The organism is Mesorhizobium sp. M4B.F.Ca.ET.089.01.1.1, from assembly GCF_004022605.1.
Lineage (GTDB): Bacteria > Pseudomonadota > Alphaproteobacteria > Rhizobiales > Rhizobiaceae > Mesorhizobium > Mesorhizobium abyssinicae.
This window is the reverse complement of sequence record NZ_RZOS01000673.1, coordinates 1-2,246: the sequence shown is the minus strand read 5'-3', so window position 1 is coordinate 2,246 and position 2,246 is coordinate 1. Positions and strand designations below refer to the sequence as shown.

The 2,246-nt window shown below is 66.6% G+C and carries 3 protein-coding genes; all 3 read right to left on the bottom strand.

Going from position 1 to position 2,246, the window contains the following annotated elements:
- On the bottom strand, positions 1–610 hold a 610-nt coding region (locus EN780_RS32500; protein ID WP_245500198.1), incomplete at its 3' end, for a M48 family metalloprotease.
- Between the two features lie 291 nt (positions 611–901).
- Positions 902–1,669, bottom strand: coding sequence for a thiamine ABC transporter ATP-binding protein (gene thiQ / locus EN780_RS32495; RefSeq protein WP_189556925.1), 768 nt, complete (start codon positions 1,667–1,669; stop codon positions 902–904).
- Positions 1,669–2,246, bottom strand: a 578-nt coding sequence (locus EN780_RS32490) for an ABC transporter permease subunit (RefSeq protein ID WP_128276316.1), incomplete at its 5' end; no start/stop codon positions are given. The genes EN780_RS32490 and thiQ, both read right to left, overlap by 1 nt.

The following is a 2,246-nucleotide window of genomic DNA, read 5'->3' as shown; positions in this document are numbered from 1 at the left end:
GATCATAACCGGCCTCGCCGATCGACTTGATGCCGATGGCGTCGGCCTGCAGTTCCTGGTTGCGCGAGAACTGGGCGAGCCTCAGCTTGCCGCGGATGAGCGCCGCCTTGGCGGTCGGGCTGTCGCCCAGCACATCCGACACCACCTTGGTCGCCAAGCCTTCCTCGGCTTCGAGCTGCTGGCGCTGCAGGCCGTGATTGGCGGTGACATGGCCCATCTCGTGCGCGATGACGGCGGCGAGCTCGGACGAATCATTGGCCAGCGCCAGCAGGCCGCGGGTGACATAGAGGTAGCCGCCGGGCAGCGCGAAGGCGTTGACGTTGGGGGAATTGAGGATGGTGATGCGATAGGTCTGGGTCGGATTGGCCGACACCACCGTCAGGCTGCCGACGACCTTGGCCACCATGCGCTCGAGCTTGGGATCGGAATATTCGCCGCCATAGGTGGCAAGGATGCGCGGGTGCTGCGCCTTCGCCATTTCGGCAAGCTTCGAGTTGGCGACGACATTGTCGACGGTGATCGGCTTGTCGGACGGCTGGAAACCGGATTCCTGCACATCCGGCGGCGTGAACATCTGGCAGCTGGCCAGCGCCACGGCAAGGCCGGCCAACGCGAGGAGACGCGCCAGCGGTTTCGTCAGCACTCTATGCTTGCCGGTCGGCAGATCGGCTTCCTTTCCAAATCTTTGCGGGCAAATCACGGCCTGTGCCGGACCAGTATGGGCGGACCTAGCCATACTCCTCCAGTCAAGGCAAGCAAACGCTGCATCACCCAAACCCGGTTTGAGCGTAAATTATGTCCGCTTCCGGGCAACATGCCATGATCCGGCGGCGATGCATGCCGCCCGAAAATGCACTGTGGTTTTGAGGCAACGGCCTGCATCGAACAGAACCCCAGCGCCTCATCCGCGGTCGTCGAGGCGCGACCCTTTGGCCGCGTCCATGCCGACATAGCGCCGGAAGGCGTCCGGTCCAGAGCCGTCGAAGAAATCGGCCGCCGTCCCTGTCGCGGCGACCGTGTGGTTGTCGAGGAACACCATGTCCTGGCCGATGCGGCGCGCATCCTCGGGCTGGTGCGTGACGAACAGCACCGTCATCTGCCGTTCGGCATGGACGCTGGCGAGCAGATCGAGCATGTCGTCGCGCAGCGCCGGTCCGAGCGAAGCGAAGGGCTCGTCGAGCAAGAGCACCGGGCGGCCGCGCACCAGCACGCGGGCCAGCGCAACCCGCTGCCGCTCGCCGCCGGAAAGCTCGCGCGGCAGCCGCCTCTCCTTGCCGGCAAGGCCGACACGCGCCAGCGCCTCGGCAATCGCCGCATGGTCGGCCTCGCCGAGGCTAAGCGATGGCGAGCGGCCAAGCCCGACATTGCGCTCCACCGAAAGATGCGCGAACAGATTGTTCTCCTGGAAAACCATCGAGACCGGCCGTGCCGAAGGCGGCGCGGCGCTGACATCGCTGCCGTCGATCAGCACGCGCCCCGAACGCGGCGCCTCGAAACCGGCCACAAGGTTGAGCAGCGTCGACTTTCCCGAACCGCTCGGCCCCATGATGGCGGTGATCTTCGCGTCGGCGAACCCGACGTCGAAACGGAACGGCGCTTCGCCATAGTCGAATGACACGTCCTCCAGCCGAACCGTCGCCCCTTTCGCCTTGCTTTCGTTCGCCGGCATCATGATCTCTCCCCGCGCCCGAGCCGGTCGGCGGCAAGCACCAGCGCCAGGCAGACGAGGCCGAGCAAAAGCGCGAGGCCGGCGGCGTCGGCGGTGCGATAGCTGCCCATGCGCGCCAAGAGAAGATAGGGCAAGGTCTGCACGGAATCGCTGCCGAACAGCGCGATGACGCCGAGATCGCCGAGCGACAGCGCCATGGCGAAGGCGAAGCCGGTGGCGAGCGGCCGCCTGAGCGACGGCCAGTCGATCAGGCTGAGCCGGTTCCAGCCGAATATGCCGAGCAGCAGGCAGAGCCGCTCGTGGCGCTCGCTTGCCGCGTCATAGGCGGGGCGGATCGCGCGGATGGCGAAGGGCATCGCCATCACCGCGTTGACGGCGACGACCATCAGCGGGGCAATGGCAAAGACGTCGCTGACTGTGCGCAAGAGCAGGAACCAGCCGGCGCCGACGACGATGGGCGGCACGACGAGGACGAAGCCGGCGCCGGTATCCGCTGCATGTTCCAGCAATGTATTGCGGCCGGAACGGCGTTTCAGGGCCAGCGCCCGGCGCGCCGCGATCAGCGCCAGCGACATCG

Bases quoted from the DNA above. Each gene is read 5' to 3' on its own strand.
- thiQ (WP_189556925.1), bottom strand. From the start codon at position 1,669: ATGCCGGCGAACGAAAGCAAGGCGAAAGGGGCGACGGTTCGGCTGGAG.